This is a genomic window from Lachnoclostridium sp. (assembly GCF_031997925.1).
GTDB lineage: Bacteria > Bacillota > Clostridia > Lachnospirales > Lachnospiraceae > Lachnoclostridium.
On sequence record NZ_DAMADT010000036.1, the window covers coordinates 1 to 24,842 of the forward strand.

The 24,842-nt window shown below is 35.6% G+C and carries 28 protein-coding genes and 1 tRNA gene; 3 read left to right on the plus strand and 26 right to left on the minus strand.

The window, feature by feature from the left end; genetic code table 11:
• Positions 1 to 52: 52 nt before the first annotated feature.
• The 10 genes from RTP52_RS17460 to RTP52_RS17505 all read right to left on the minus strand — a co-directional run bounded on the left by RTP52_RS17460 (position 53) and on the right by RTP52_RS17505 (position 5,419).
• Complete coding sequence (locus RTP52_RS17460; protein WP_312372705.1) at positions 53 to 421, minus strand: nucleoside triphosphate pyrophosphohydrolase family protein; 369 nt, start codon at positions 419 to 421, stop codon at positions 53 to 55.
• Positions 421 to 750 carry a hypothetical protein gene (locus RTP52_RS17465; RefSeq protein ID WP_312372706.1) on the minus strand — a complete coding sequence of 110 codons (330 nt, stop codon included), beginning with the start codon at positions 748 to 750 and terminating at the stop codon, positions 421 to 423. The genes RTP52_RS17460 and RTP52_RS17465 overlap by 1 nt, the downstream gene beginning before the upstream one ends.
• A gap of 4 nt (positions 751 to 754) precedes the next feature.
• On the minus strand, positions 755 to 1,600 hold the full coding sequence (locus RTP52_RS17470) for a hypothetical protein (protein WP_312372707.1): 846 nt from the start codon (positions 1,598 to 1,600) through the stop codon (positions 755 to 757).
• Positions 1,601 to 1,921, minus strand: coding sequence for a hypothetical protein (locus RTP52_RS17475; RefSeq protein ID WP_312372708.1), 321 nt, complete (start codon positions 1,919 to 1,921; stop codon positions 1,601 to 1,603). It abuts the gene before it with no gap.
• A complete protein-coding gene (locus RTP52_RS17480; protein ID WP_312372709.1) occupies positions 1,908 to 2,285 on the minus strand; it encodes a hypothetical protein in 378 nt (125 codons plus the stop codon). Before RTP52_RS17480 ends, RTP52_RS17475 begins: the two co-directional genes overlap by 14 nt.
• Before the next feature lie 146 nt (positions 2,286 to 2,431).
• Positions 2,432 to 2,620, minus strand: a complete 189-nt coding sequence (locus RTP52_RS17485) for a hypothetical protein (RefSeq protein ID WP_312372710.1) — start codon at positions 2,618 to 2,620, stop codon at positions 2,432 to 2,434.
• A gap of 2 nt (positions 2,621 to 2,622) precedes the next feature.
• Complete coding sequence (locus RTP52_RS17490; protein WP_312372711.1) at positions 2,623 to 3,252, minus strand: putative HNHc nuclease; 630 nt, start codon at positions 3,250 to 3,252, stop codon at positions 2,623 to 2,625.
• Between the two features lie 6 nt (positions 3,253 to 3,258).
• Positions 3,259 to 3,915, minus strand: a complete 657-nt coding sequence (locus RTP52_RS17495; protein ID WP_312372712.1) for an ERF family protein — start codon at positions 3,913 to 3,915, stop codon at positions 3,259 to 3,261.
• A 1-nt stretch (position 3,916) separates the two neighbouring features.
• A complete protein-coding gene (locus RTP52_RS17500; RefSeq protein ID WP_312372714.1) occupies positions 3,917 to 4,903 on the minus strand; it encodes a DUF1351 domain-containing protein in 987 nt (328 codons plus the stop codon).
• A 207-nt stretch (positions 4,904 to 5,110) separates the two neighbouring features.
• Entirely contained in the window at positions 5,111 to 5,419 is a 309-nt protein-coding gene (locus RTP52_RS17505; protein ID WP_312372715.1) for a hypothetical protein, read from the minus strand.
• Positions 5,420 to 5,508: 89 nt separating this feature from the next.
• On the opposite strand from RTP52_RS17505, the gene RTP52_RS17510 reads away from it, so the two are divergent.
• Positions 5,509 to 6,042: a hypothetical protein gene (locus RTP52_RS17510; RefSeq protein WP_312372717.1), complete on the plus strand. Its 534-nt coding sequence runs from the start codon at positions 5,509 to 5,511 to the stop codon at positions 6,040 to 6,042.
• A gap of 196 nt (positions 6,043 to 6,238) precedes the next feature.
• On the opposite strand, the gene RTP52_RS17515 is transcribed toward RTP52_RS17510, so the two are convergent.
• Genes RTP52_RS17515 through RTP52_RS17525 form a run of 3 tightly spaced genes read right to left on the minus strand, consistent with a single transcriptional unit; the run spans position 6,239 to position 7,394 of the window.
• Entirely contained in the window at positions 6,239 to 6,916 is a 678-nt protein-coding gene (locus RTP52_RS17515) for a Rha family transcriptional regulator (protein WP_312372719.1), read from the minus strand.
• A 10-nt stretch (positions 6,917 to 6,926) separates the two neighbouring features.
• Positions 6,927 to 7,136, minus strand: coding sequence for a helix-turn-helix domain-containing protein (locus RTP52_RS17520; protein WP_312372721.1), 210 nt, complete (start codon positions 7,134 to 7,136; stop codon positions 6,927 to 6,929).
• The gene (locus RTP52_RS17525) at positions 7,137 to 7,394 is read right to left on the minus strand and encodes a helix-turn-helix domain-containing protein (protein ID WP_312372733.1); all 258 of its coding nucleotides are present in this window, start codon (positions 7,392 to 7,394) and stop codon (positions 7,137 to 7,139) included.
• A 163-nt stretch (positions 7,395 to 7,557) separates the two neighbouring features.
• On the opposite strand from RTP52_RS17525, the gene RTP52_RS17530 reads away from it, so the two are divergent.
• Together RTP52_RS17530 and RTP52_RS17535 are read left to right on the plus strand one after the other, a co-directional pair.
• Positions 7,558 to 7,887, plus strand: a complete 330-nt coding sequence (locus RTP52_RS17530) for a helix-turn-helix domain-containing protein (protein WP_312372722.1) — start codon at positions 7,558 to 7,560, stop codon at positions 7,885 to 7,887.
• Positions 7,887 to 9,155, plus strand: coding sequence for a tyrosine-type recombinase/integrase (locus RTP52_RS17535; protein ID WP_312372723.1), 1,269 nt, complete (start codon positions 7,887 to 7,889; stop codon positions 9,153 to 9,155). Before RTP52_RS17530 ends, RTP52_RS17535 begins: the two co-directional genes overlap by 1 nt.
• A gap of 76 nt (positions 9,156 to 9,231) precedes the next feature.
• On the opposite strand, the gene RTP52_RS17540 is transcribed toward RTP52_RS17535, so the two are convergent.
• The 13 genes from RTP52_RS17540 to RTP52_RS17600 all read right to left on the minus strand — a co-directional run bounded on the left by RTP52_RS17540 (position 9,232) and on the right by RTP52_RS17600 (position 24,680).
• Positions 9,232 to 9,304, minus strand: a tRNA-Trp gene (locus RTP52_RS17540).
• A 399-nt stretch (positions 9,305 to 9,703) separates the two neighbouring features.
• Positions 9,704 to 11,104 carry an NAD(P)/FAD-dependent oxidoreductase gene (locus tag RTP52_RS17545; RefSeq protein ID WP_312100487.1) on the minus strand — a complete coding sequence of 467 codons (1,401 nt, stop codon included), beginning with the start codon at positions 11,102 to 11,104 and terminating at the stop codon, positions 9,704 to 9,706.
• Positions 11,105 to 11,327: 223 nt separating this feature from the next.
• A complete protein-coding gene (locus tag RTP52_RS17550) occupies positions 11,328 to 13,070 on the minus strand; it encodes a methyl-accepting chemotaxis protein (protein ID WP_312100488.1) in 1,743 nt (580 codons plus the stop codon).
• Positions 13,071 to 13,425: 355 nt separating this feature from the next.
• Positions 13,426 to 14,484 carry an ABC transporter permease subunit gene (locus tag RTP52_RS17555; RefSeq protein WP_312100490.1) on the minus strand — a complete coding sequence of 353 codons (1,059 nt, stop codon included), beginning with the start codon at positions 14,482 to 14,484 and terminating at the stop codon, positions 13,426 to 13,428.
• Positions 14,485 to 14,498: 14 nt separating this feature from the next.
• Positions 14,499 to 15,350: a transporter substrate-binding domain-containing protein gene (locus RTP52_RS17560; protein ID WP_312372725.1), complete on the minus strand. Its 852-nt coding sequence runs from the start codon at positions 15,348 to 15,350 to the stop codon at positions 14,499 to 14,501.
• Positions 15,347 to 17,104: an outer membrane protein assembly factor BamB family protein gene (locus RTP52_RS17565; protein WP_312100492.1), complete on the minus strand. Its 1,758-nt coding sequence runs from the start codon at positions 17,102 to 17,104 to the stop codon at positions 15,347 to 15,349. The genes RTP52_RS17560 and RTP52_RS17565 overlap by 4 nt, the downstream gene beginning before the upstream one ends.
• Before the next feature lie 345 nt (positions 17,105 to 17,449).
• The gene (locus RTP52_RS17570) at positions 17,450 to 17,869 is read right to left on the minus strand and encodes a hypothetical protein (RefSeq protein WP_312100494.1); all 420 of its coding nucleotides are present in this window, start codon (positions 17,867 to 17,869) and stop codon (positions 17,450 to 17,452) included.
• Between the two features lie 126 nt (positions 17,870 to 17,995).
• Complete coding sequence (gene radA / locus RTP52_RS17575) at positions 17,996 to 19,357, minus strand: DNA repair protein RadA (RefSeq protein WP_312100495.1); 1,362 nt, start codon at positions 19,355 to 19,357, stop codon at positions 17,996 to 17,998.
• A 146-nt stretch (positions 19,358 to 19,503) separates the two neighbouring features.
• The gene (locus tag RTP52_RS17580; protein ID WP_312100496.1) at positions 19,504 to 19,917 is read right to left on the minus strand and encodes an endosialidase; all 414 of its coding nucleotides are present in this window, start codon (positions 19,915 to 19,917) and stop codon (positions 19,504 to 19,506) included.
• Between the two features lie 194 nt (positions 19,918 to 20,111).
• Entirely contained in the window at positions 20,112 to 22,586 is a 2,475-nt protein-coding gene (locus RTP52_RS17585; protein WP_312100497.1) for an ATP-dependent Clp protease ATP-binding subunit, read from the minus strand.
• A gap of 135 nt (positions 22,587 to 22,721) precedes the next feature.
• Positions 22,722 to 23,753 carry a protein arginine kinase gene (locus RTP52_RS17590; protein WP_312372727.1) on the minus strand — a complete coding sequence of 344 codons (1,032 nt, stop codon included), beginning with the start codon at positions 23,751 to 23,753 and terminating at the stop codon, positions 22,722 to 22,724.
• A 14-nt stretch (positions 23,754 to 23,767) separates the two neighbouring features.
• Positions 23,768 to 24,289, minus strand: coding sequence for a UvrB/UvrC motif-containing protein (locus tag RTP52_RS17595; RefSeq protein WP_312372729.1), 522 nt, complete (start codon positions 24,287 to 24,289; stop codon positions 23,768 to 23,770).
• Between the two features lie 10 nt (positions 24,290 to 24,299).
• The gene (locus RTP52_RS17600; RefSeq protein WP_012201463.1) at positions 24,300 to 24,680 is read right to left on the minus strand and encodes a GntR family transcriptional regulator; all 381 of its coding nucleotides are present in this window, start codon (positions 24,678 to 24,680) and stop codon (positions 24,300 to 24,302) included.
• Positions 24,681 to 24,842 lie beyond the last annotated feature (162 nt).

A 24,842-nucleotide genomic window follows, 5' to 3' on the forward strand; every position in this document is an offset into this window, starting at 1 on the left:
TTAAGTACGTTTCTCATTTCTCACCTTCTTACTTCCGTAAATCTCGATTTAACTATTCTGCTCTGTTAATGCTCGCATGTTCGCTAAAACCTTCTGGATAACGTTTCATGAGCTTATTAATATTAATGTCAGCAATAAATTGCATACTAACACCAAGTGCATCTGCCATCATTGCTACATACCACATAACATCACCAAGTTCTTTTAACATCTCCATTTCGTCAAGCTCGTGCCCATGGTATACTGCCTTTTTAATCAAATCGTTAATTTCTCCGACCTCTCCTGACAATCCAAGACAAGCGTTAAATACTTGTCCAATATCTTTAGTAATTCTTTGATCAACTATTTCTGATTTCAATCTTTCACCGCACTTACCATCATTCGTTCGCATTGCTAATTGCTGATATAATTTAAAATCCATCAGTAATTAACCTCCTGTCTCATTCTAAATAACTTAACAATCGGCAAGTTGTCCCACTCTGCAGTAAACCATTTTATAAACTCAGGAGAATAACTGTTAACCTTTGTCTCTGTCTTATCATCATACTTAGACATATCTCCGTTTGCTGTTTCTTCTATCGTTACTCCGTGATATGTGACTATATATGTACCTGATTTAACATGCTGTGCCTGCACATATTTTCCGACCTTATTACGTGGGATCCCAGTTAGTACAGATACCTCGGTAAAACTTAGATTCTCATTTACTTCTCCCGTTCTCATATTGTGAACATCGTATTTGTGTGCCATCTATCTACCTCCTTGCTTGTAACAACCGCTGTTCCATTCTCAAATAATCATCTTCACTATAGTCACGCTGTGGAAACTGGTTGAACTTATTTGCCTTAACGGCCTGTTGCTGCGGCTTATTTTGCTTGTTATTCATCTGCGAACGTAATGTTTCATACTTCTCTCTAAATTTGCTTGTGCTACGTATGTTCGGTTTCCAGAAAGCATTTGTTCTCGCATACACTAACGTGTTATAAATGTCTTCCTGTGATCGTTTATCTAATCGAGCCATCTTTTCAATATTGTCGCACCACTTATCTATCTGCTCGTCATTTTTAGGAACCTTTGCATCAGGCATTTCATCGACAATGGATTTGATAAGATAGTGAACACATTTTATCTCGAAAGAATCATCCGAATATCGTTTTTTGTATTCGGTATGTTTCTCTTTATTAATACTTCTTACATTCTTTACATTCTTGTTTGTGTTCACTTGTTGTTCATCCGTTGTTCGCTCGTTGTTCACTTGTTGTTCAATCTGTTGTTCGCATTTTTGGTAATCACCCCAATTAAGTATTGTAATTAGGCGGTTTTCATTGCTTGTTTGTTGTTCAATTTGGTGTTCGATTTCTAACTTTTTTATAACTCGTTGCACCTTGCTTTCGTTGATGTTAAATTGCTTAGCAATCGACTTTCTACCGGTAATTAACTGCCCAGGTAATAGTGTTATTCGCTCACCTTTGAACACTGCATCACACTCTTTATGCGTTGCATTTAGCAGTAAATAAATCCATATGGACAAGTACTCACTATCCTTACAAACAACAGGATTTTCTAGTATTTTTCTATGTAGTTTTATGTAACCATCCAACTACATCACCTCACTATTTAGTTTCCAATGTGGACAATTAAACTGAAATGGCTTATGACCATTTTTTTGTAAATCGGTGCCTATGATAACCCCGTCATAATTGCAATAGTTATAACGTTCATCATAATCTGCGTTACCATAGTTTTGATCTCCATGAGGTGGCACATAAACCGTATTATAAGCGGTGACAAAGTTATCACATGATACGCAAGCCTTATTGTCTGGATTCTTAAAACACTTATTCTCATGTCTAAATGCAGAAGATTTATACAAATACGCTTTTTTACAACACTTAGGTTTATAAGCCTTAATTTCTTCCATTTACCCACTCCCTATATAATTCAATCCAAAATTCCATAGGCATAGTAACAAGCCATTCATGGTTATTCTTGCGGTGAAATACAGCTGGTAGATCATAACCAAATGGTAACTCAGTACATCCACATTCTCTTTTTGCTTGCTCAATCGCATCATATATATTGAGTTTTTCTACTCTTTTACATTCAACATGGATACCATCTAAACCGGTTAAATCCGGTTGTCCTTCCTCATGCCTTCCGTTGTACTGAACCGAACGGCGAACGTCATCGAATCCGTATTCTTTCAACTTATTAGCAAGTTCTCTTTCTCCAACCTTGCCTTTATTTTTACTTGCCTTTCCTATTTTTTTTCTATCAACTACCATCGGAATACCTCCGTAAATTTACTTATTAGGGGAGTGGCTAACTCCCCATGTACCGAATAAGGAGTAATTTGTGATATGTATATACGCCTATATTCAATATGTCTGTCTAGTTGTAATAGACAGGTTGGTCAATAGTTACTTTATAGTTACGACTTTCCAATATTATGGTTAATCGCTTCTACCTCAATACTTTTACATGAATCAATTCTACAATTACATACATTGCTGTTTTCATTCGAACAATGATGGTTACATGTATCTCTTGCATAGCAATCCTTACAACAAAGTGGCATGTCTATATATCTGCAATTAGACGTACATTTAAGGCTATTCATCACTATTCCTCCTTAAAAACGATACCGTATACCTTGTAGGATTCTTCGAACTTTATCATGCCTTTTTGGTGCGCTAAAGTGTGATGTAAACGACATAGACATATCTTTCTATGATTACTATCATCAACCTTTGTTCTATCGTTTCCCATGCCTATCGTATCTACATGGTGTACTTCTCCTTGCTTTCCGCAGACAGCACATTTTTTATACTTAAGGCAATACCAAAGATACTTTCCGATATCATCCGTTCTATTAACTCCGAAGTCCTGTAACTGCACACCATTTACTAGAGCAAACTCTAATATGGTATTTATAAACTCTCTCGCAGTATCCATGCTACAATCCCTAAAAGAGAAGTAATCACATCCTGTATTAGCTATATGTAGATATTTCATCCACTCTTTGCATTCCTCTGGAAGATAACCTAGATATTGTGATATGTCTGCTATGGTGGCATATATCTTCTTTCTCTGTTCAGACGATATATGCCTACCATCTTCTAACCAAACACCGCATTTTCTCATTTGCTTACTCTGAATTGATTCTTTAAGGTCAACATTTGGTATCAATATTTTTAGTTCCGTACCATCATCAGTGATACGATAACCTTTTAACTTTGCTACCTCATACATAGATCATCACGCCTTATCAGCTGTCTTTTTTAATGCTCCAAATATCCTTGGAAATAACTCTTCTGTAATAGCATCTAAACTTTCTTCGATATTGTATCTTTCTGCTATTGCACCGAATGGAGTACCAGTTCGTTCAAGCTCTTTTTCAATAATTTTTTTCTTTGCTGGGCTAATCGGTTGTGACTTTACCTCTTCCACTTTTTTCTCATGTTCTTTCTCAGTATCATCGTTCTTATGATTTTCATCTTCGATATCAGTTTCGGATATTTCAAATGCAGTCATGTACAAATATCTTCTCATATACGTGCTTAATGCTCCGACTTGCTGTATACCGCTTGCTCCTTTTACCCCAGCTTCTGCAATAGGTAATGAAAAGTCTATTCTATCTTCAAAATCATCAAGGTTAATAAGAGTTAATATCGCTCTCTCTCCTGCCAATTCGTTTATTGCTGTTACTGAATGGTCTAACATAATTTTTTGTAACTCAGGAAGAAAGTCTGATAATTGAAAATACTTATATTTGCTATATGTATTTTCCCCAGTCATTTCGATATTGCTATTAATTAATGCAACTCTCATTTGCTGTAATTTAACAAGCATCTTAGCAGGTTGTTTCTTCTCTGCCGGTTGTTTCTGCTCTGTAGCTTTCTTAATTTCTGCCATACTACATTACCTCACTTTCAAATGCAACGCCCATTCTTATGAGTTCTTCTTCAATTTCACTGTGTGTAAGTTCTGTCTCTTCAATGAAATAAATCTTTTTTACAAGCTTTGGTTCCTGAATAAAAGGCAATTCCTCAATCACTGGTGAGAATGGCTCTTCATCAGTAAAAGGTTCTTCATCAATAAATTGCTCTGCTTCATGTTTGGCAGCTTCTTCAGCTATTTTAATCAACTCTTGTTCAGCTTCAATTTCCATCTGCTTTTCATATTCGGCTTTCTTTCTAGCTTCCTCTTCTGCTTTGATTCTAGCTTCTTCCTCGCGCTGTTTACGCTTCTCTTCGTCTCTCTTGCGCTTCTCTTCTCTCTCTAAGATTTCTCTCTTCTGAGCTTCATAGCCCTTGATAATCATCATTGCCTTGGATACATCAAGGCTATCTTTTAAAGATTCCAGACCTTTATCTACAAATTCCGATTCTGTTGCTTTTATAGCTGCAACTGCCATAGATACTTGATCTACTAATGCTGTTATGTCTTTCTCTATTGATTTCTTTGATGTTGCGCTATTTTCCCACTGTGGTTTATAGTACTTTGATAAAGTAAGATAGTCCGTATATTCTTTGGTAAGTTCTGCATAAAGCTTTGAGATTTCCTCTTTTTTCTCCTGTTTTTTCTGCAATTCGTATTCTTTTACCTGTTTGTCCATGTACTGGATTGGCCCTTCTAATAACGCAATTACTTCTTTACATCTGTCCTCAAATTCATCTAATGGACGTATATACTCTTTTTTTACCTGTTTACGTGCAGTATCTATGTCTTTCTGAAACTTTCTTAACTCAGCAATATCTTCCTTGGCTGACTTTGTAGTATCATCCGTAACAACAATTCCTTTGTATAGATTTACTTTGCTCTCTGCTAATTCTTTAACTGCATCAAGATTATAACTGATATTTCCTGCCACCTGGCTAACTTCAAATTTTAACTGATCCATATTTACAAATCCTTCCTGGTATGTTAATATACCCATAGATTGTTTTTGTTTCTGCACCTTAGCGATTCGCACTCGCTTGGGTGCTTTTTACTTTTCTGATTAACTTTGCCCTACATTTGGGGCATGTATAGTTTTCTTCTGTATACGTTGCGGATTCCGACACATTCCAAGGCTCTCCGCAGTACTTACACCAAAAATATAATGCTCCTATTCTATTCTCCTCCTCTCGTATCTCCTGTAAATATACTCCAATGCTAATAAACAAATACAAAAACCAACACTTCCAAATATCGCAAGAATAACACATGAAGTCCAAGTATCACGGTTAGGTGATGCTATAACACATACTGCAGATGCTATCATTGCTAATAAAAGTAAAACTTCTATTGCACCGCCTAAAATCTTATGTAGCAAGTCACTCTTCCAGCTTACAAACGTATTAGTCTCTTGACATTGATAGCATTTTGATACATTAGGTCTTATATCTCTGTACTTACAATTAAGGCATGTCCTCATAATTCACCTTCTTTCTTGTAGATTTTTGTAATTTCATGGTATAATCTTATTATCAAATTAAATATAAGTTAAATAGGAGTTAAGATTATATGAAAGAATTAATAAAAAGTTCTGATTTTCTTGGATTCATAGCAGCACTAATTTCACTGTTAGTAACAATATATATTTTTAAAATTACACCAAAATATCAATTAGTACGTGAACGTTATGATAAGTTAATTTATCCTGTATTCCATAAAATTGAACCATTTCTATTTAAGAGCATCCCTAAAAAAGAATTAGAAGCAGTTATTACTGTTATTGAAGAAAACATGAATTTAGCAGGTGGTAGGCTGGGAGAGATAATTTACTACTTGAAGCTAAATTCTAAGCAAGAAAACTTTAATTCTTTATGCAGATATATAAACAATGAATATGATAAGGCTTGTTCAAGATTAGGTTTAAAACAGAGAAGTATAACTTATCGCCTAAACAGAAACCAATATCAAACCAAGTTAATGTTATTTATATATGTTTTAGGCCATACTCTTTTGTTGTTAATTGTTTTGTTAACATCTATTTTCCTATTAGGGTTATTACTCACAGTATTAGAAAAACTAGGATTTCAATCACCTGCCGTATAACAATGTAAAGTGATATAAAAAATAGTACTACATCAAAATAGTTATCTAGCCCTTTAATAAGGCCTTTTACTATTATTAGTAGGGCTACTAATGTTATTAAGAAATTCATTTACTTCTCCATCCATATGTTATAATTTGTTATTATGCTTTACTCTATGAATAACAATAAATAATTGATACTAATTGAGAATTTTTATTAAGCAATCGCCACTTGTGAATTGCAGTCATCTATCAGCATTTTTGTGTTTGTACAAGGTTGCCACTTCTTGATATACTCGCACGCTTCATCGAATTTCATCTTCGGAATATTGTTTCGGCTATTAACATCGAAGCGATCTTGGATATCCTTGTTACACTCCTTAAATACTTTCTTTCCAACTTTTTTATAAGCTACTTTATCTTTTCCACCAAGCATAGTTACAACCGTACTATTAACAAGCCTTTCAAGTACTCTCTGCTGACCATAATCAATTGTCATAGTGTTTTCGAGCTTGTCCACTCGCTCGGATACTTCGTCAATCATTTCTAGCTGGGCACGCATTATTTCACGCTCTGAAAGTTTCTTCGGTTGTGAAATGGTTTCTTCCATGTCATGGAATCGATTAATATACTTTGCAGTAAATTCCGTTCCTTTGATTCCTGTTAATTTGTTTCCGATAAATTCGCAACCTTTCTTAGTTACTTCATAACAAGGTCTCGTTTGATTATTTGCATCCTTGTACGTGCTTTCTGAAAAGAATTCGCCCAAGGGAATATTCACTTTGGCTAATTGTTCCGAATATCTCCTAATATCTTTCAGCAACTCGCTATGTTGTTTTGATATCATCTCCGCTACTTCTACGGAAGTAATTGTTTTCTGTTCTAATTGATTCATAGTGCTCCTTTCATGGTTGCTCAATCATTTTAGGATTGAATGGGTCCGTTACGTCCCAACCTTCATAATCTTTTAGAAATTTCTCAAATGAAGATCTTCTAACTTTTCTACTTCCTAGATGCAAATATGGTAGTAAACCAGATTTAAGTAAGTTTCCTACATAGTTTTTGTTGCATTTAAGTAATTTTGCAATTTCTGGTGTCGTTAATAGTTCGTCCATTTAATCTCCTCTCTGTTCCATATTTGGAACATTGTTCACAAAAAAAATAGTTTCATAACTTTGCGAACTAAGATTTTTCTCCTTAAGCTTATCATTAATCAATTTTACAATCTGCTGTGATTCTGGAAGCGATAATTTAACTGTTCCATTCTCTTTTTTAGAATAAGCTGATGGTGTACATCCGATTGTTTCTGCCATCTCTTTTTGCTTAATACCAAGCATGTCTCTTAAATATCTTAGATATAAATACCTTGTAATATAACATCACCCTCTCTTTTTATTTTTATGTTCCATATTTGCAACTTAAGAATAACATGAATTTAAATTCTTGTCAATATAATTGTTGCATATTTGGAATTTATTTAGTATACTATCTATTAGATACTAAAAAATATTATTAGATAAGAGGGGATAAATTAAAATGAATGGAATAGGTGAGAGATTAAATATTTTAAGAAAGGAGAGAGAGTTGTCATTGGATGAAATAAGCGATGCTTTAAAAATTGCTAAGTCTTCGTTATCAAGATATGAAAATAATCAATCCGTTCCATCAATTGAAGCAGTAAAAGATATAGCTAAATATTTTAATGTATCTATTGATTACTTAACAGGAGGTACTGATATAAGAGAAGTTAATAAGTCTACTAATGTTGATAATGAAATAACTAAATTAATTGATGAGTGCAAGAACAATAATATTCCTATGGAAAAACTTAAAATGCTGATTGAATTATTAAAGGAGAATAAATAATGAAGGGAAATGTATATAAGCGTGGGCGCATTTGGTACTATCGTTTTGATATAGGTACTGGAAATACACGTAAACAATATACAAGGGCTGGTACTGAAGATAAAGCAGAAACAGAAAAATTAATGCGACAAGCAATGAGCGAATTTGACACTGAAGGAAAAATATTCATTCCTAGTGAAATTACATTATCTGACTTTCTTGATATTTGGTTTGATGAATGTTGTTTAACGCAACTGAGACATGGCACTCGGTGTGATTACAAAAATGCAATAAACAATCATGTTAAAAAACATTATATAGGAGATATGAAAGTAAAAGATATATCCCCTGAGCATTTGCAAAAATACATCGATGAAAAATCTAAAATACTTTCTAAAAGTACAATGAAAGCACATTTTGTTGTTCTTAATAAATCATTTAAGTATGCTGTATATCCAAAGAAATACATTAAAGAAAATCCTATGCTTTATGTTGAAAAACGAACGATAAATACGTCATTAGATTCGTTTATTGATATAAATGATGAAATGCAAATTATAACTTATGAAGAATATAGGAATATAGAAAAAATATTATATGGTACCCCGTATTTACTCCCTACGCAAATAGCATATCATACAGGAATGCGAGAAGGTGAAATAGCTGCACTTACATGGGATGATATTGATCTAACCGCAAATATAATTACTGTTAATAAATCAATGTTCTATAATACTGACTTGGGATTTAAGCAATGGGAATTAGGAAAAACAAAAAGCGGTAAAACTAGATATATTTCTATCGGAGATACTTTAGCAGGCATACTAAAGAATGCGAAGAAAACCAGAAGAGAGATGCGGCTGAAATATGGAGAGCATTACTGTTATACTTTCCTAGAAAAATATACCGTAAATAAACTGATACATGTAAGACCTGTCATAGCTACGAACGAAGAAATAGAATGCGATAAATCAAGATATCAAAGTTTAAAACCGACTATTTTTGTATGTGGAAAAGAAAATGGTGAGCTTGTTACTAATCAAACTATTAAGTCTGGTTCAAAATTCATAAAAAATACTATTCCTGAAATGAAAGAAAAATTTAAGTTTCACAGGTTGCGACACTCTCATGCAACAGCCTTGATCGAGAATGGGGCCAACATGAAAGATGTCCAGGAGCGACTAGGACACGCCAATATCTCAATCACTCTGGACATTTATTCACATGTAACTCCTAAGATGCGACAACAAACCGTTGACATCTTCGAGCAAATGCTTTCTGATATTTGATTGTGTACAATACGTGTACAAATAAGAAAATCAAGGAGTTCTACTTTGCTAGAACCCTTGATTTTTCTTTAGTTGACAGGGGCAGTAGGATTTGAACCCACGACCTGCGGTTTTGGAGACCGTTATTCTACCAGCTGAACTATACCCCTATATTTGATTTTTATGTGTCACTCACTGTGCTATATCATGATACAATGAATTGTCATAATTGTCAAGAGAAATATGAAAATAATCTCTCCTTATCTCAGATATCTCAAACACTGATAAATAGCATATTTACGCAGTTTTTTCACTGTAACGACTTATTTATGTAAATTTTACCATGTTAAATCGTCTTAATATCTCACTTTTTTATAAAAAGATTATCTTAGCCTTATCTTAAAATATAGACAGCATTGCAAAAAAAGGTGTCTCAAAATGTATGTAATCTACATTTCAAAACACCTCTCAATTTCTTTAAAAACCAGGATTATTCCTAAAACCTCTATTAATAAGCTGTTATATGCTCATCTATAAAGCTCTATAACCTTTAAAGCCTAATGTATATACTATACTAATTTTCTACCCATTAAAACACCCATCACAGATGCCATCATAAGACCTCTTGTCCATCCTGAAGAGTCTCCTAGACAATGAAGTCCTTTAATGTTAGTATCAAACTCTGGTGTCATCTTAATGCGGTTGCTGTAAAACTTTAATTCTGGTGAATATAATAAAGTTTCTGAACTTGCAAATCCAGGAACCACATTATCCACTGCCTGAATAAAGTTAATAATATTGGTCATTGCACGGTATGGCATTGCTGCTGTAATATCTCCAGCAACAGCATCCGGAAGTGTTGGCTTTACATTGGATTGGCTTAATTCCTTTGGCCAAGTTCTCTTTCCGGAGAGAATATCTCCATAACGCTGTACTAAGATATGTCCACAACTTAGCATATTCGTTAATTCACCAACCTTTTGTGCATAAGCAATCGGTTGATTAAATGGAACGCTAAAATTATGAGAAACTAAAATAGCAAGGTTTGTATTATCAGACTTCATTTCCTTGTAGGAATGACCATTTACTACAGCTAAGTCATTATCATAATTTTCTTGGCTAACAAATCCTCCAGGATTTTGACAGAAGGTACGTACCTTATTCTTAAATGGAGCTGGATATCCAATTAACTTGGATTCGTATAATACTTTATTCACATCCTCCATAATCTCGTTACGAACTTCCACACGTACTCCGATATCTACTGTTCCTGGCTGGTGAGCAATATCATGTTCTTCACATATTTTCTCAAGCCAATCAGCACCTTTACGTCCTGTTGCAACAACAATACTATCTCCCCTTAACTCAATGCAGTCATCGTGCTTTATTGCATTTTCAATAATCGCACCGGTACAGGTATTCTCTTCAATAATGATATCTTTACATATATAATTAAAATAAATCTCGACACCATTTTCTAACAGATACTCTTCAATGCTTTGATAAATCATTTGAGCTTTCTCTGTTCCAAGGTGACGAATTGGACAATCTACCAATTTTAAACCAGCTTGAATCGCTCTTTTACGAATTTCCTTTGTTTTTTCTGGCTGACCTACTCCCTCGATTTTGTTATCAGCACCAAATTCTAGATAAATTCCATCGGTATAATGAATTGTTTCTTGAGCAAGATCTTCACCAATAAGAGTTGGTAAATCTCCACCCACTTCATAGCTTAAAGACAATTTTCCATCTGAAAAAGCTCCAGCACCGGAAAATCCTGTTGTGATATGACAATAAGGCTTACAATTCATACATTGCTTGGTTTTTGTTTTTGGACAACTTCGTTTTTCTACAGAACGGCCTTTTTCAACAATTGCAATCTTTTTCTTGCTACCCTTTTTGATCATCTCAAGTGCAGTAAAAATACCTGCTGGGCCTGCTCCAATAATCACGACATCATAGTGTTTCATCTGCATCTTCCTTTCGGTAATTCCTACATCAGTTTACTGATTCGAAACTTTATTCTGTAACTATAAAGCGGTGAAAAATCAATTGCTTCCATATCCCCTTATTTGCATCCCTGATATGTAGACAATAGTTTCTTAACCTTATCTATTATAGATAGTATGAACGCCTTGTGTCAAGCAAGAGCTAACTAACAGACTGGACCAATCCATACGACACTCTACAATACTATATCTTAAACTGTTCCACAATTTTTTGTAAGTCCTTTGCATGTTGCATTGACTCAGATACGATCTCTGTAGTTTTTCCAGTAAGCTCAACAGTATTTGAAGTCTTATGAGCGATATCATTTATTCCAGTTGCAGATTCCGAAATCGTATCGTTAATTCCCTTGATTGCTTCTGCTATGTTTTTAATTGTTGTCTGTAAACCACTTATAGAGGTATTGATAATTGACATACTATCATTAAATTTGAGGGCATCATCGGAATACTGTATACTGACATTACAAAATCCCGTATAATCATTCAATACTGTTTTTTCTAAGAAATCCAGTGTCTTTGATAAACAATCTACCATATTATTAACAGCATCTTGTACCTCTTCTACGATATCTGTAATGTCTTTTACCGCTCTTGTGGATTGATTTGCTAAGTTACCAATCTCCGTTGCTACTACTGCGAATCCCCTTCCTGACTCTCCAGCTCTTGCAGCCTCAATTGATGCATTTAAAGACAATAAACTTGTCTGAGAAGCAATATCCATAATCGCTTTCGAGAGGACCTGAACGCGTTCTACTGATTTCGATTTATCAATTGCTGTTGTAGTCCTCACTTTAACTTCTTCATACATCTGCTTTGTGAGATCACTGGCATGTTCCATGCTGGAATGAAGTTCTTTCGCTCTTTGCATGATTTCTTGAGCCATTGACTTCCCTTCTTGCGTAAGTTGATTAATCTCTTTTGTATTATCTTCAATTTGAATAATATTTGTATTAATAGACTCTGTTGTTGCCGCTGTCTCTTCAATACCAGCAGCAATTTCCTCGGTTGTCGCTGAGTTATCACTCGAATTTATATTCACCTCATTGGAGTAACGACTTAATTCTTCTGCATTATTTCCAATTCGATCTGAAGAATTCGTCAAACTTCCAATGACACCGATGATATTATCACGCATTTTACCAATGGAACGACTCATTTCACCAAATTCATCTCGACGGCTATTAAGTTTTTTCTGCCTATCATCTTCAGAAAAATCGAGATTTGAGATACGATTCACCGCATTTGTTATAATAATAGTAGGCTTTGCTAGTAAGTAAGCAATAATTATTCCTACAAGGGTTGCTAGTGCTAGTATAAAAATATTACCATAGATCATTCTTCTATTAAACTCTCCTCTTGGTAACATAATTTCAGATTCGTCAGCAGTTAGAACAAGAATAGAATTATCTACTTCGGAAATATAATATCCTGCATACTTCTTAACTCCTTGGAATTCATAGGTTATCGTATTATTCTCAGGTATAATTCCCTGTTTTAACTGCTCCACGATTCCCTTAACAACAGAGTTCTCAACCTGCACTCCAACTTTACTTTCCGTAGGATGGTATAGCATAACTCCACTACCGTCTACCACATATACATAACTTGATGCATTACCTTGTAATGATATTCCACTAAGAATTGTAGCAAAATCTTCATAGGTAAGAGCTTGATCTTTCATATTCGACTCATGTTCCAATAGACATCCATAAGCATTGGTTACATCCATCATGCTATCCTTAGTCTTCTCATCAATTACTTTTTCAAAACTCGGAAAGGCTGTGAATAAGTTAAATACAGATCCGATAGCTGTAATTAGTAGCACAATACCTATCACTTTTGCCTTCATGGTACGAAACAAACTTGTTTTTACTGTTTTTCTAATCTCTTTTGATATTTCTTTTTCTTTTAGACTTTCTACCATCATTTGTAAACCTCCACCCAACGTAACTATTTTTTCTACTTCTGTAAATCTATCGACTAATTTTGTCGATTTATTTATCATTTTCGACTTTGACATATCATTATAACAATTTTTCCAATGATTTCATATAAAGAACATGTAAAGAATATGTAAAATAACAAAAGCTGTTACATTAATTTAACTAGAAAAAATACGCTATGCGAACTTTTCCTTGTCATGAAAAATGTAACAGCTTTTTAAATTTAATCTACTCAATTTCAATTAGCAGCAGCTTTTAAATGTAGACTACTCACTTCAACTAGCAGCAGCTTTAAATTTAATCTCCCCATTGCAACTAGCAGCACCTTTTAAATTTAATCTACTCATCTTTTTTAAATTCTTCTAATTCCTCTTCCGGTATATAAATACCTTCATTATAAATCATTTCATCTGCAAATTCTTCTTCTACTTGCTTTGCTAAGTCTTTGGTAAACAAAAGATAATCTTCATTCTGTGACTCTTCGCACATATCCTCTTGTCGAGGCGTAGATTCCTCTTCCTCTACTAAGTTGGATTTATACTCGTCGTCCTGATTATCTTCTAACTTGGATTTATACTCGTCGTCCTCGTCCTCTTCTAACTTGGAGTCATACTCGTCCTCATCCTCTGCATCCGTTATTTCCTCCGAAATGCCTAAGAAATCATCTTTCTCTTTTGAATTATTACGAGTTCTCTTAAAAGCATCCGTATCCTCATCTTCGTAACAGTCTTCTTCCCCTGTCATCTTTTTCTTTATTGCATGGAATATTCCTTCAATAATAATAGTCATAATAAGATAGAAGATAATACATACAAATATTGAGAAGAATGGATACATCGTTCTTTGGCCAATTCTAGTCATAACTTCTGTTAAATCATTTACTGAAATATACGAAACGATAGTAGTCCATTGTAATAATAAGATTGCAAGCCGTTTTAACATAAATAAGGTATCTTCCACTGTCTGTGGTAAGGTAACTGTAAAATAGACTTGCTTCAATCTCCGAATCACTGCTACATCTTGGTGCTTTTTCGCTTCTCTCACCTGTCTTGCAATGATTTGTGCAAAATGTCCTGCTCCATATAACCCGATTGCAATCCCAGAAATTAAAGTGACACTAAGATGCAACCGTTTAAACACAACATAATAAAATAGCAAAAGTATTAATACTACTGGTGTACTACGAAATATAAAACTAATCGAGTGTGCTAATCCCGAGATTCCTCGCTTATGATATGACATAAAGTAACTTAACACAGATCCGATTGCTACAGTTACTATCCAAGCGATTGCCACTAAAATAATTGTCACAATTACGCTTTTTGCGATTAGATAATATGCTCCACCAGAGATTAGGTTGTTATTTATCGCATCAAAGATATTTCTGATAAAACTCATATTCATTCCTCCTCTCACTCTAAAACCAGATAAGCGTATTGATTCATCGTATAGTAACCGTCAGTCATACAGTATGTTTTTTTCGTATCTACTGTATTTTTGCTAGTTCCATAGCTAAAGAGTACATCTACTTTACCACCCATGAGCATAGAAAAACTCGTATCATTTTGAAGGTATACATATCGTATCTCTTTTCCTAAGATTTTACCTATCTCATGCATTAAAGCTACGCTAAATCCATATGGTTTTTGATCAAAATCTACCATATCAATAGGCGGTAAAGCTCCCGTAACACCTACGTATATCGTACCATTGGTCCCTGAAATTTTTTCAAAATCCTTAGCATACATTGGCTTTATTTCCTCTGCCTCAATATAGGTGGATACAAGGGATTCTAAAGTGCCATTTCCCTTTAATGCTCTCAAAGCTCCATTCAGATCATCTTTTAATGCTTGGTTTTTGGCTGAAAGTGCCATACCAAACTCGAGTCGATCCTCTGAAGCTTTTGGAATCTCAAGCTTCCTTATTCCTTTTTCTGTACGTGCTAAATAATCTGCTGTCACATCAGCAAACCAAGCTACCTGTATCTCGTTGGTTTTAAGCGCTGAGAGTGTTTCATAAACATCTGGATAGGAGCGATACCCTTTTAATTTAACGCCAAGAATACTATCAAACAATATCCTAGAGCTATTATCCGGCATTTTGGAAACTACTCCACCCATTGTCTTACCGTTAAGTTCCACAACAGCTTCTAAATTCTCAGAGGTTACCTTAGCTCCATCATCAAACAGTCTTACACCAGCACATATCAGACAAAAGATTGCAAGAACTGCAACCGTTATCCATTTTGTTCTCGTTCTCATCATCTTAAAGTCACCCCGATTATCTTTTCATTTCGAGTTCCTACCACAATTTTATTCTCGTACACTGCTGCAGTCGCCTCGATTCCGCCACCAACATCAATGCTATCAACGACTTGTCCAGTAACAGCATCAATTAACATAAGCTTATTATTATAAGCTCCCTGTAACAGATAAGCATCCCCGCTTGTTGTATAAATCATATTAGCTGAGCTCCAAGAATCTGTTCCTAAATCTGTTCTCCAAGTTTCCTCTCCAGTCCTCTTATCTAATGCTACTAGATAACCACCATCAATGTTAGGAGTCTTAGAAACAAAGTAAAATACTGAATTTGAAACAATTCCTTTACCTACAATTCCTGTTGCTAAAAAACCACCTGCTAGGCCTGCAACACTATGAACTTCATATGGTTTTTTCCATACAATTTCACCAGTTATCGCATTTAATTTATATACGCTAGCCTCTCCCATATTGTGACTGTTTTTCCCATACTTAAGAGTTGTTGCTACATAGATGTATTTTTTCCCATCCTCTTCTTTATCAAAGAGAATGGAAGAATTGACATCGTCGTCAACATCCTGTGTCCACATGAGTTCCATAGTGTTTAAGTCAATGCAGTTTACAACACCGCCATTATCACCAAGGTAGAGATAATTCTCCCACACGCTACCACTGCATTCACTACCCCATACATGAAAATCTTCGGATGCACGAGCAGCACTATATACAACACGAACTTCCTCTGATGGTGCTATGGATAAGGTTCCTTTTACCTTATCATATTTTGTGTTAAGTTTTAACGTATACAATACACCATTTTCACCAGGACAAATAATGGTGTCAGATTCCACATGGTAGATGGCGGAACTATCAAAAGCATGCCAAATACGAGGTGCAATAGGATCGTTCATCGCAAACTCGTAAAGTTTTGAACCATCGATCAGACTATAGATATAAATTCTTGGGCTAATACATTCCCCATACACGCCAGTTTGTGCATCCCCCGATCCCATAATAAGCATTGGAATACCACCTGGATGAATTGAGCCGGTGCCTTTAAATGTCATACCAACATTGATTGCATCTCTTGTTGGTTCCCCGGTATCCATATCCAAAAAGTGCACATATCCATCCATACCGGGATAAATTACTTCTACAAGCCCTTCCTTCTTCTTCGCAGAATCATACAGATTCATGATTCTCTTTGTCTCTTCATCCCACTTAACAACCAACGGCTGACCTGTCCAGCCATTCCCTGACCAGTAATCAACCCCATTGCTTTTTAATACCTTTCCTGTTTTAAATGACCAGATATCAGAATCAAACTTTTTTTCTATAAGATTAGCATAGCCATAGGCTTGATGATTTCTATAATAGTCGCCACGAAACGTATAGATGCCCTTTAATTGATCCATTTCCGATAAATACTCTTCTGAAAATGTCAGATCATATGGACGTTTATAACTATTTACGTCTACCCCATTCACCTGAATATGGGAAGTCATTGATAGAACACTAGGATTTGTATTTTTCGTTGCTCTTGGTACCATCTCCTCAGCACCTTTTGCATTATCAAGGTACTGCTCTACAGGAAGGCTTCCTCTCGTATTAACCGTATAATTATATAAATAGCGAATGTTTCCCTTTACTTTTACCAGTAATTTAAAACCATAAAATCCTGTTCCCAGTATTATTAGAACTAATACACTAATTAGAATCCGAAACGTTATAGATTTTGTAAATTTTTTCTTCTTATTCATATTTATCCTAACTCCAATCTACGCGCTCTAGCACGCATACAAACAAGTGAAAATACGCTTTACGAACTTTTCCTTGTTTTCTACACCCAATCATTCCATCTAGTCGAAGCGGATATTCACAATCCTCTTACGCTACTTGTTCATAACCTCATTCTCAAGTTGCTTATCTACCAAAATATAGATAATCTTCTCCTCAGATTCACAGTTATCATATAGAATTTTACCATTTTTGTCAACAGTTATAACAATACCCAACAAATAGTAAGAATATAATAGGAAATAAAACGTAAAAAAAGAATGCAAGCAAGTACACACATAAATCGAACGCCTACATTCCCTCTTATTTTATTTTAATTCGACATTGATACAATCTTCAATTACTTCAATGTCTTCACGATGAACTGCTACTTCATTCTCCATGATATGTACTAACTCACAGGCAAAGGAAGCCTGTGTAGCCAATGTGTTAATATTCTGTGATACTAAAATACCTATCGATTCTTGTTCTTCCACCATCGACATCACATGTTCTAACTCTTTCAATTGTTCCCCTTGTACCCTTGTGAGATGATCTTTTAAATGATTTGTAACACAGTAAGTAATTGCTTCCATCTTGGAAATAAGCTTTTGCACCTCAATTGAAGTTTCTGAAACAAGGCAACATAGTTTATCCTGTTCATTGAGTACATCAAATGTAGTTTTCTCTACTTGCTCTTGAGAACAATACAGCTTTTCCATAATCTCTTGTAAAGATTCGTTTTGCATTGTTATCCCCCATATATCCTAGAACTATGTACTTTAGAGTTTTATAACTTCTTCTCAAACTTGAAAATATATGTGAAGTTTTAGAATTTCTTAGGCAGCGTCTCTTGGCGCCTTAGAAATTCCCTTTCACACTTCCTGTAATAATGTTAATAATTCTCTGACGTTATTAACACCGATGAGACGAATTCCCTGAATCTTTAAATGTTGTTGATTCACTTGTGGTAAAATACAGATTTCATAGCCCATCTTCTTTGCATCGTTAACACGCTGTTCCGCCATACTTACAGCACGAACTTCTCCCGTAAGACCTACTTCTCCAAAGACAAGTGTTTTACTGCTTAGTGCTCTATTCTTATAGCTGGATATTAGCGCCATCACGATAGCTAAATCTAGGGCAGGTTCATTTATTTTCATTCCACCCGCAACATTTACATAAGCATCACAAAAAGATAACTGTATCCCCAATCGTTTCTCAATAACCGCCATTAATAAATTCACACGATTATAATCTGTTCCTGCTGCTGTTCTACGGGGCATATTTAAGTTGGATTGACAAACCAAAGCTTGTACCTCAACTAGCATGGTTCTTGTCCCTTCCATAGAAGCTGCCACAACAGATCCTGGTTCATCCTCCGGTTTTCCTTGGAGCATATACTCGGAAGGATTCATCACTTCTGCCAATCCTGTGTTTTTCATTTCAAATACGCCGATTTCATTCGTGGAACCAAAACGATTTTTCACCGCTCTAAGGATTCGATAAGCAGCAGTATTATCCCCTTCAAAATAAAGTACAGTATCTACCATATGTTCTAAGACTCGTGGACCAGCGACAACGCCTTCCTTCGTCACATGCCCAACAATAAATATCGATATCCCCATCCCTTTTGCTAAATGCATTAAGGCTCCTGTTGATTCTCGTACTTGGCTTACACTTCCTGGGGATGCACTGATTTCTTCTTTAAACATTGTCTGGATAGAGTCAATTATCATTATCTCAGGAGTATCTTTTGATACAATTTCTTCAATCTGATTAAGGTTTGTTTCAGAAAGTAATAGCAGTTCGCCTTGGAAGGTTCCAAGGCGCTCTGCTCTCATTTTAATTTGTTGTTGGGATTCCTCTCCGGAAACATATAGTACTTTCTTTTTAGCCGTGGTTAATTGTCTGCACATTTGAAGAAGAAGTGTAGATTTTCCAATGCCTGGATCTCCACCTACTAATACCAATGATCCTTTTACGATGCCGCCACCAAGAACACGGTCCAATTCTCCTATTCCTGTTACAGTTCGATTTTCTTCTTCCGTACATACCTCTGAGAGGTACTTTGGCGTTTCTGTTTTTCTACTGCTAACTTTATTCGCCGGTGTCTTTTTGACAACTGGTTCCTCCGTAAAGCTGTTCCATGTTTTACATCCTGGACATTGCCCTACCCATTTTGCAGATTCAAACCCACACTCTTTACAAAAGAATACGGTACTTTTCTTTGCCATTCTTCTTTCTCCCACGCTTTTGCATCGCCCATAAACTTATTTCAGACTGATTACTTAATAGCCGATGCAATTACATCGTCCACAAATTAATTAGACTGATTACTTAATAGACGATGTATTGTTTCCGAAACTTTTACTCTAGTATTTTATAACTTGATTACACGTACTTGAACTTCTCTCTCACAGTTAAGCTCTGTACTAATCACTAGCTTTCCGCCTAAATTCGTCTTCATCTTACCAACATTAGTTCCATCAATGAAGATTTTGTATTCTTTTTCTGGTTCTAACTCTAATGTAATTTGAGCGTCTTCACTGCCCTTTACATTGAAGCTAACTTCTTTTTCTGAAATATCTAAATGAGATACTGCTGTTCCTGGAACAGACTCATACACAAATAAACCATTCTTCTCTAATTTTGTAATCTCATAAAATGTTTTTACTTTATATAAATCTCCGTTGTGCTGGAAATCCGAAACCTTTTGTTTTGTCTCTAAGGTGTAATCACCAAAGCTAATTGTGCCATCCTTTTCTTCACGAATCAGATTCTCATATAATGCCATCTTCTTATCCTCCCGGTATTGTTCACAACCATTTGTTTTTAGAACTTATTTGTAACGAATACAATCATTATGATTCATTTTCTATATATGCATTATAATATAATCGATGACATAATGCTACTAAATCTTCTACATTTCGATTAATTTGTATAGAAAATGAGTTAGATATTTCCTTCCAAAGAAACTACTTACAGTTACTCTGTCTTTGCTTTTCTAGTACGTTTCTTTTTTCCTGTCATAACAATCTGATTTTCTTTATAATCGACCGTCACAAAGTCCCCCGAACTTACCTTACCTTCTAAAATTTCTTCCGCCAATTTATCTTCAATATAACTTTGTATTGCACGGCGGATTGGTCTTGCACCATATTTATCATCAAAGCCTTTTTCCGATATAAAATCTATTACACTTCCTTCTATCGTAAGCTTTAAATCCATTTGTTGCTTGCAGCGCTTTTCAATGGTTGCTAACATAATCTGAACAATGTTCTTGATATCTTCTCTCGTTAAGGAATGGAATACAATAATTTCATCAATTCGATTAATAAACTCTGGCTTAAAGATTCGTTTTACCTCATCCATAACGCCTTCCTTCATACGATTATAATCTGCTTTCTCATCGACTACGGAAGCAAATCCAAGCTTCTTTGGTGAAATAATACTTTGCGCACCAGCATTTGATGTCATGATGATAATTGTATTCTTAAAACTAACTTTTCTTCCCTGTGCATCCGTGATATGACCATCATCCAACACCTGAAGTAAAATGTTAAATACATCCGGATGTGCTTTCTCAATTTCATCGAATAATATAACGGAATACGGATTTCTGCGAACCTTCTCACTTAATTGTCCACCCTCATCGTAACCAACATATCCAGGAGGAGAACCAATCATCTTTGATACACTATGCTTTTCCATATATTCAGACATATCAACTCGAATCATGGAATTCTCACTTCCAAACATCGCTTCCGCAAGTGCCTTACTAAGCTCTGTTTTACCTACACCGGTTGGTCCAAGGAATAAGAAGGAACCAATTGGCCTGTTCGGATCTTTTAGTCCTACTCTGCCTCGGCGAATCGCCTTCGCAACTGCAGAAACCGCTTCCGACTGTCCCACAACACGTTCATGCAATATTCCCTCTAGCTTCATGAGACGTTCGCTTTCTTCCTCTTCCAATTTCTTTACCGGAATCTTGGTCCAGCCCGAAATCACCTCCGCAATTTCGCCCTCTGTTACCATTAGTCTATTCTCTTCCCTAGCCTTTTCATGCTCTATCTTCTGACGATTTAGAGTTTCTCTTGCTCTATCTTGTTTTTTCTTAATTTCACTTGCCTTTTCAAAAGCCTCAGCTTTGATTGCTTCTTCTTTTTCAGCTTCCAGTAACGTAATCTTTTCCTCTAGCTGCTTCATCTTTGGCGATACTGCATACGTACTTAAACGAACTTTTGAGGCAGCTTCATCCATAAGATCAATTGCTTTATCAGGTAGATAACGGTCGTTTAAGTATCTCTTAGATAATTTTACCGCCGCAATTACAGCATCATCCGTTATTACAACATTATGATGGCTTTCATAGCTTGAACGAAGACCCATTAAAATTTTGATTGTTTCATCTTCGGATGGTTCTTCTACGACTACTGGTTGAAAACGGCGCTCTAATGCAGCATCTTTCTCAATATATTTACGATATTCCTCTCTCGTAGTCGCACCAATTAATTGAAGTTCTCCTCGAGCTAGAGATGGTTTTAATATATTCGATGCATCAATTGCACCTTCTGCCCCACCAGCACCTATGATCGTGTGTAATTCATCTAAGAATAACAAAACATTTCCATCGTAGATAACTTCTGATATTACTTTCTTAATACGTTCCTCAAATTCACCACGATATTTAGAGCCAGCTACCATACCAGATAAATCTAAGGTTACTACACGTTTATCCTTGATGGTATCTGGTACATCACCTTCTACAATTTTCAGTGCTAATCCTTCTGCAATAGCAGTCTTTCCTACACCAGGTTCACCTACCAAACATGGATTGTTTTTCGTTCTTCTGCTTAAGATTTGAATGACACGATTGATTTCATCTTCCCTGCCGATGACTGGGTCTAGTTTTCCTTCTTTTGCATAATCCGTAAGATTTCTACTATATTGATCAAGTGTAGGGGTAGAGGATTTTCCCTTGCCCTTCCCCTTTGTATTACTAAATTCATTCTTTGCTGCATTCAAGTCAACTCCAGCAGCAGCCAAAGTATCTACATAAAGCTTTTGAATATTAATTCCGAGTGTGTTTAATAATCGTATTGCTATACAGTCTGATTCCTTCATTAAAGCAATCAGTATGTGCTCCGTACCAATTTGCTCTGCGTTCATTCTTTTTGCTTCTTTGTCGCTTTGCTCCAAAATTCCTTTCGCTCTGCTGGTAAAATTATTGCTTCCTGTGACTTTCATTGGTGTATTAGGTGCGATTAATTGGTTGACTAATTCCAATACCTTATCTTCCTCTACACCGTTTGTTTCAAGCACCTTAGAGGCAACTCCGTCAGCCCTTAACAATCCAATCAATAGATGTTCCGTTCCAATATAATTATGCATTAAGCGGAAAGCGACATCGGTTGCCAGATTGATTGCCTCTTTCGCATTTTCTGTAAATCTATCTCTCATATATTCCTCCATTCCTGTACCTAATCTTTTCCTATCTAGGTTTCATACCTATATAATTTTTATTTTATACAAGAAAAAGCATGCTTCGCGAACTTTCCCTTTTAAAAACTAATGTGTTAAGCTAATTAATACCTTTTAAAGCTGTGGTAGCTTTTTATTAATGTATTCCGCGCGATAGCGGTCTCTTTCTCCACGTCCGATACTCTTGCCCAGAATCTTCTGTAAATTTGCTGGTGTAACCTCCATCATTAACTTATGAATGTTTAGTGGCTCATTTAATTTCATAAGCCCTGCATCCATTCCAAGCTTTAACTGAGATAACATCATTAATGCATCAACAGTATTAATCTTTTTGGCATATTTTAATACACCGTAAGAACGGTATACCTTATCTTCAATTTCATCACTATTCATATTAATCAGATATTCTCTACGTTTTCTTTCTTGTATCACTACCTGATCCATAAGCTTTTCTAGATTATCGATAATCTCTTTTTCGGATCTTCCAAGGGTCGTTTTATTGGATATCTGAAAGATATGCCCTAACCCCTTGGTGCCTTCACCATAGATACCTCTAATTTGTGCCCCATAACGGCCAATTTCTTCTGCTAGTTTTTCAATCTTACCAGCGATGTTTAATGCAGGTAAGAATACCATATAAGATGCCCGAAGTCCAGTTCCTACATTGGTTGGGCAGCTGGTTAAGTAACCATATCGATCATCATATGCAAACCCTAGTTGCTCTGAAAAAAAGTCATCAATTCTATCTGCATCTAAAAATGCCTTTTCCATATTCATTCCACTTGCAATCGCTTGTATGCGAAGATGGTCTTCTTCATTTACCATTACACTAATTCCCTCATCTTCGGAAACAATAAGTCCTGTTTCTAACTCTTTTTCTGCCAAGAGAGGGCTGATAATATGCCATTCTACCATAGATGCTTTATCGATATCACGAAGTTTATTTATACTGCAGTGATAAAACTTCAGATTTTCTTTCAGTTCCAGGTCCTTTGTAAGTCCAGTAACTTTATTTACAAGCTGTATCGCTGACTCTCTATTCATTCGTTCTTGAAAATAAAATCCTTTGATGTTTCTTGCAAGGCGGATACGGCTAGAAATTACAACATCGCTATCCGCTGATTGCTCTTCATACCACTTTTTCATAGCCTACCTCCTTTTTAAACCTTTCTAAGTTCTCGGATTCGGTCTCTTATTCTTGCTGCCTCCTCATATTCCTCCTGTTCAATCGCCTGCTGCAATTGAATTGTGAGTTTATCCTCTTCTGAAAGTTCATTTATAAGACGATTCATTTCACTTTCATAACCCTTTGGCCTTTTGCCGGTATGAGTGTCTGCTCCGTGTATACTTCTAAAGTTTTTATTTAATACCTTACCAAAACTGCTGTAACAATCTGCACAACCAAATTTCCCTTGTTTTAGAAATTCTTCATAACTTAAACCACAGCTTTTACACTTTGTAATCGGGATCTCTTCCTCATTTTGTTGTTTTCCAATACTATCAAGTAATCCAAATAACATCCCGCCTAAAGTGGGATCACTACCATCCCCCTGTGGAAAATTTAGAAATGAACTGTTTTTAGCAGCGCATTCGGAACACAGATGCTGTTCTGTTTTCTTTCCGTTGATGATTTCCGTATAGTAGATTTTCGCTTCTTTCTTCCCGCAAATATCACATAACATAGTTTACCTCCTATCTGGAATCACTGGAGAACTCTCTCATGATACTGTCCATCAGCTCATGAATTTCCTCACAACTGATATCTTTACAGATGGCCTGTGCTAAAATCACTCTCATCTGACTCTTAAGTTCAGCAATAGCTGCAATTTTATCGTAATCGAGTGCGATTACAGCTCCTCTTCTTCGGTCAAGTTTTACAAAGCCCTCCTGTTTTAAAATAGTGTAGGCTTTGTTTACTGTATGCATATTAATTCCTATATTTTCTGCTAATTCTCTCACAGACGGGAGATTATCCCCTTCTCTGATCTCTGAGGTTGCAATTCCCAGGATTATTTGATTTCTTAATTGAATGTAAATTGCTTCATCACTATTAAAGTCAATGGTTACAATCACATTCTTCACCCCCTTGCTGTATTACAACGTGTTCTCGAAGTTATATCTGTTATATTCATACTATAACACTATGATTCATTTGTCAACTGATACAATTTGGCTAAAATAAATCATCCTCTTGATTGGTTTTCATTCGAAGCATTAAGCGAACGATACCTATCA